Consider the following 5,000-nt stretch of genomic DNA (forward strand, 5'->3'; position numbering starts at 1 on the left):
CGCAGCCACATAGTATCCCGCAAACTGACCTGAGTGACCCACTCAGCTGCAGTGTAAGTCATCTGCCGCGTGGCTGCGCCGGCAAACATGGTTGCGGACACCGCGGTTGCTGCCATCGCCGCAACCCATGATTTGATTGCCATTCTCCCTGCTCCTCTTCCTCTCGCGAACTTATGTCAAAACATTTTGGTGGCGTGCGTCTCAATTGGCTATGCGTTTGGTTGTCGAAGCCCACTCACCGCCGGTATTTCTCTGCCCCTCCTCAACAAACATCCTGACCATTTGGTCAAGAAATCGTAGGCGGGAGTTCCGCTCGCGGTCAAGCGGAAACAATGAGTTCCGTAATTTCGGCGCCTGCCCAACTTTGCAGAGAAGGCGTTATTGTTCCATATTTACGCTACGTTATTTCTCTTATTCTACTTATTATCCTGCGCGACTTACTTAAATAGGGCTGCTGACTATGCGAAAAGGGCATACCCCACTCAGAATAGCCTTTCTATCTGCGCACGTTTTTCTGAATGGCTTTCGGAAGACCAGCGTTCACTTTGTAGCCGAAGAGTTTGCTAAACTCGGGCATACGGTTCACTTTACGACCATTAGCTACAGTATGATGAGCCGATTAAAAGGTGACGCTCGGTACTCCGCACTCAAATCTCATCAAAACAATCGATACATAGAAGTTTCCGAAGGACTTTATGCAGGAGCATACCTACCGGCCGTGCATCCCTTTAGTTCAACCTTACCCATTCCTGCTTTCATCGAAGAGGCGGCTTTTCGCGCTTACGGGAACTCTATTCCAGATTTCATGAGTGAGCAGATTCAGGCTGCTGACATTGTCTTTCTTGAAAGTGGTACGGCAATAGCCTTTGCGAAAAAGGTCAAGGAGCTCAATCCCCGCGCAAAACTGGTTTATTTCTGTCGAGACCGGCTTGCTACTGTTGGAGCTGCCCCTTCGTTGGTCCGATTGGAAAAAGAACTATCGAATGCGGCAGACCTTATAATTGTGCCTTCTCAGTTCATCGGACATCAGTTCGAACAGTCCAACAAGGTGCATTTTGTCCCACAAGGCGTAGACAAAGTGGCGTTCGATGCAAGCGTCACATCCCCATACAAAACGGGGACCTTAAACGCGATAATGGTGGGCGACATGCTGTTCAATGCCAATGCAGTAGCGTCATTTGCGAAGGTTAGTCCCCACGTTGATTTCCATCTGTTTGGAACAAAATGGGCAGGACCTAAGTTTGCTAATCTCATCGATCATGGAGAGGCATCCTTCTCGGACATCGTTCCCTTTGTAAAACATGCAAATATTGCTCTGGCGCCCTACAAACCTGATCCCCAAGCCGCTTATCTCGCAGAATCCAGCCTGAAGCTGAAACAATTCGCTTATTGCCAACTGCCCATTTTGATTCCGAGTGAAATCCCGATTCACCGCGGAAATGAAGTTCACTATGATCTCTCCAACTCCACCCCCTTGGCAGACGTCCTGAACCGGGCTCTGGATTTAAAGTTCCAGAATACATGGAGTGACGGCATCTTGGACTGGGCTGGCGTTGCTGAACGCACGCTTGCACCGTTGATTGGAAATGACAATAGCGCTGCGCAACAGCCACTCGGTGCATCTCGAACTGCACTCAACGCTTTTTAATCCTTGAAAATGACAAGACGAATAGAAAAACAACCTTTCCTCATGCCCGGATATAATGACGGAAAGATGAGGGAACGTCTGCAGAACCTTGCGGGCCGCATACTCAGCCCCTTACCGGATAAGGCTTATATTAGTCTGCAATACTGGATTATCCTTGGCCGGTGGCCAAACTTGAATTCTCCAATGCGCTTTACTGAAAAAATTCAGGTACGAAAGCTATATGATCGAAATCCGGCCTATAATCCCCTAATAGACAAAATTGAGGCTAAAAAACATATCGCTCAGATGATTGGCTCTGAGTTTATGATTCCGACCTACTGGTCCGGAAAAGATCTTTCTGCAGTGGATTGGGACAAAATTCCTCGACCATGCATTGTGAAACCGTCTCACACCAGCGGTCAGGGCCATACCATATATGATGAAGCCGATATTGACCGTCTTATCGCTTCTCGTGAACCGGATGCCTGGAACAAGATCAACCACTACAGATTTAATCGGGAATGGGCGTATGCCGACTTAGAGCCAAGTATTCTGATCGAAGAAATGCTCCAAACGAAGGATGGCCTCCCTGCAGATTTCCGATTTTACGTCTTTGACGGAAATGTACAACTCATTGAAATGACACATCGGGAAAACGGACGAGGATATTCGACGATTTTTGACCCAGATTGGTACCGTCTCGATATCAGAGACCCGTTGTTTCTGGAGCCCTATCCAGGAGAACTGGAAAAGCCAGACCGATTTGGTGACATGCTTGAAATCGCCTCATTACTCGGCACAAATCACGACTTTGTGCGCGTGGATTTGTATGCAGAAGACGACTGGATCAAATTCGGGGAGCTGACGTTCTACCCATCGGGCGGTTACGAAGCCTTCGTTCCAGATTGCACTGATATATGGTTGGGTAGTTTGTGGGACCAGCGTCTTTATAGCGGCTAGGTCATATCTTGTATCGTTGAAGAGTGTTTGTTTATTATCTGTCATTTGCGGGCCTGGCGGCGACCTACTCTCCCGCGTCTTGAGACGAAGTACCATTGGCGCTGGGGCGTTTCACGGCCGAGTTCGGGATGGGATCGGGTGGGGGCGCCCCGCTTGGGCCACCAGGCCGGCGAAGGACAGATAGTTCTCACGGCTTGTCGCGGCTTTGCCGCTTGCCTGCGAATGCGCGCCCGACGGGCGGCGTCCGTTGGACGCTTCAAACTGTTGATTTGAAGTGGATCCGTGAGAATATGTCGTGAACTGGTCTTATATTGTCGATGAGTTTTTTCAAAGCGCCTGGGGCGCTTTGGTCTCGCACTCAAGTAGGCCTATGGCCGGCAGTGCAAGTATAGATGAACATAGAGTAATGAGAGTAATCAAGCCGAACGAGCTATTAGTAAAGCTAAGCTTCATGCATTGCTGCACTTCCACACGCTTCCTATCGACGTGGTGGTCTTCCACGGCTCTTCAGGGAGAACTGGTTTTGAGGTGGGTTTCCCGCTTAGATGCTTTCAGCGGTTATCCCTTCCGTACATAGCTACCCTGCAATGCGGCTGGCGCCACAACAGGTCCACCAGAGGTACGTCCATCCCGGTCCTCTCGTACTAGGGACAGATCCTCTCAATTCTCCTACACCCACGGCAGATAGGGACCGAACTGTCTCGCGACGTTCTGAACCCAACTCACGTACCACTTTAATTGGCGAACAGCCAACCCTTGGGACCTGCTCCAGCCCCAGGATGTGATGAGTCGACATCGAGGTGCCAACAATGCCGTCGATATGGACTCTTGGGCATCATCAGCCTGTTATCCCCGGCGTACCTTTTATCCGTTGAGCGATGGCCCTTCCACGAGGGACCACCGGATCACTATGGCCGACTTTCGTCTCTGCTCGACTTGTCAGTCTCGCAGTCAGGCAGGCTTATGCCATTGCACTCGACGAGCGATTTCCGACCGCTCTGAGCCCACCTTCGCGCGCCTCCGTTACCATTTGGGAGGCGACCGCCCCAGTCAAACTACCCGCCACACACGTCCCGGATATGTTGTACCGCGGTTAGATATCCATAAGGACAAGGGTGGTATTTCAAGGGTGACTCCACTCAGCTGGCGCCAAGGCTTCAACGTCTACCACCTATCCTACACATGTCATTACGAATACCAGTGTGAAGCTGTAGTAAAGGTGCACGGGGTCTTTCCGTCTGACCGCAGGAACCCCGCATCTTCACGGGGAATTCAATTTCACTGAGTCTGTGCTGGAGACAGCGGGGAAGTCGTTACGCCATTCGTGCAGGTCGGAACTTACCCGACAAGGAATTTCGCTACCTTAGGACCGTTATAGTTACGGCCGCCGTTTACTGGGGCTTCAATTCGGTGCTTGCACACCTCCTCTTAACCTTCCAGCACCGGGCAGGCGTCAGACCCTATACGTCGTCTTGCGACTTCGCAGAGCCCTGTGTTTTTGATAAACAGTCGCCACCCCCTGGTCTGTGCCACCCCCTCGTGGTTGCCCACAAAGAGGTCTCCCTTCTCGCGAACTTACGGGAGCATTTTGCCGAGTTCCTTCAGCACAGTTCTCTCAAGCGCCTTGGTATTCTCTACCAGTCCACCTGTGTCGGTTTCGGGTACGGTTTATACGGTGGAGCTATTTCCTGGAACACCTTCGCTGCACCTCCAATCCAATAAGGAGATACAACACACAGCATCCGTCACTACCACCAAGTACAGGAATATTAACCTGTTTCCCATCGACTACGCCTTTCGGCCTCGCCTTAGGGGCCGACTAACCCTGCGCCGATTAGCGTTGCGCAGGAACCCTTGGACTTTCGGCGAGGGAGTCTCTCACTCCCTTTATCGTTACTCATGTCAGCATTCGCACTTCTGATATCTCCAGGTGCCCTCACGGGTCACCCTTCGCAGACTTACAGAACGCTCCGCTACCGCGTGCACAAAGTGCACACCCGCAGTTTCGGTGTATGGCTTGAGCCCCGGTACATTTTCGGCGCGGAGACCCTTATTTAGACCAGTGAGCTGTTACGCTTTCTTTAAATGATGGCTGCTTCTAAGCCAACATCCTGGTTGTTTTGGGATCTCTACATCCTTTCCCACTTAGCCATAACTTAGGGACCTTAACTGGCGGTCAGGGTTGTTTCCCTCTCCACAATGGACGTTAGCACCCACTGTGTGTCTGCCGGATAGTACTTCTCGGTATTCGGAGTTTGGTTAGGATCAGTAAGGCGGTAAGCCCCCATAGCCCATCCAGTGCTCTACCCCCGAGAGTATTCATCCGACGCTCTACCTAAATAGATTTCGCGGAGAACCAGCTATTTCCGAGTTTGATTGGCCTTTCACCCCTAGCCACAAGTCATCCCCGTCT

2 protein-coding genes and 2 rRNA genes (1 of these 4 running past the window's edge) are annotated in these 5,000 nt (G+C 51.2%); 2 read left to right on the plus strand and 2 right to left on the minus strand.

Features of this window, described 5'->3' with window-relative positions; translation table 11 throughout:
• The first annotated feature begins 460 nt into the window (after window positions 1-460).
• A complete protein-coding gene (locus tag TRICHSKD4_RS27715) occupies window positions 461-1,648 on the plus strand; it encodes a UDP-GlcA beta-glucuronosyltransferase, putative, gt70A (protein ID WP_009469814.1) in 1,188 nt (395 codons plus the stop codon).
• Window positions 1,649-1,714: 66 nt separating this feature from the next.
• Window positions 1,715-2,587, plus strand: a complete 873-nt coding sequence (locus tag TRICHSKD4_RS27720) for an ATP-grasp fold amidoligase family protein (protein WP_208993220.1) — start codon at window positions 1,715-1,717, stop codon at window positions 2,585-2,587.
• Between the two features lie 51 nt (window positions 2,588-2,638).
• On the opposite strand, the gene rrf is transcribed toward TRICHSKD4_RS27720, so the two are convergent.
• Together rrf and TRICHSKD4_RS27730 are read right to left on the minus strand one after the other, a co-directional pair.
• Window positions 2,639-2,753 (minus strand): 5S ribosomal RNA (gene rrf, locus TRICHSKD4_RS27725).
• A gap of 246 nt (window positions 2,754-2,999) precedes the next feature.
• Window positions 3,000-5,000, minus strand: a 23S ribosomal RNA gene (locus TRICHSKD4_RS27730); it runs 718 nt beyond the window's last position.

This window comes from Roseibium sp. TrichSKD4 (genome assembly GCF_000148725.1).
Lineage (GTDB): Bacteria > Pseudomonadota > Alphaproteobacteria > Rhizobiales > Stappiaceae > Roseibium.

What these genes read in the sequence shown, in the direction of transcription:
- TRICHSKD4_RS27715 (WP_009469814.1), top strand. Translation starts at nt 461, where the DNA reads ATGCGAAAAGGGCATACCCCACTCAGAATAGCCTTTCTATCTGCGCAC.
- TRICHSKD4_RS27720 (WP_208993220.1), top strand. Translation starts at nt 1,715, where the DNA reads ATGAGGGAACGTCTGCAGAACCTTGCGGGCCGCATACTCAGCCCCTTA.